Below are 510 nucleotides of genomic sequence, written 5' to 3' on the forward strand. Positions count from 1 at the left end.
GCTCCAGATCCGTCGTGAATCGAGTCAGCGCCGGGAAGATGCGCGCCGCCTTGTTCGTCGGGAACTCCGCGAACACGTCGGGTCCGTACTCTGCGTCCCACTGCTCGATGTCGGTCTGCCACTGGAACGGGTCGCAGTAGACGCGCTGCAGGCGGTATCGCTTGGCGATCTGCTCCCACGCGATGCTGACCTGGTGGCGCGGAATGCGCCCACCCCAGTCCTCCGGCTTCCAGATCGTCGGACGGTCATCGGGGCCATATCGCGGCGTAAATAGGTAGCCGTCGAATGTCTCGAGCTTGATGACGGTGAGGTCATCCACCTCGGAGCCATCGAAACCGCCGCAGACGGCAGTTCCCGGCTCAGGCGGCGGAAGCCACGGCAGAGGCATGACACCCCTCCCACAATCCCGGCGGCAACCACGACCCGCCGCCACGCACGAGACGGTTCCCGAAGAACCGTTCGGCCTGCGAGGAGTCCGTCTCCATCAGCTCGAGACATTCAGCCTCGATC

1 protein-coding gene is annotated in these 510 nt (G+C 64.9%); it reads right to left on the reverse strand.

What is annotated here, in order from left to right; genetic code table 11:
- Positions 1-319: hypothetical protein (locus NBZ85_RS31695; RefSeq protein WP_261563490.1), on the reverse strand; the 319-nt coding region annotated here is incomplete at its 3' end.
- Positions 320-510: the final 191 nt, after the last annotated feature.

Origin of the sequence: Frankia tisae (assembly GCF_025403405.1) — a bacterium.
In the GTDB taxonomy this organism is placed as follows: domain Bacteria; phylum Actinomycetota; class Actinomycetes; order Frankiales; family Frankiaceae; genus Frankia; species Frankia tisai.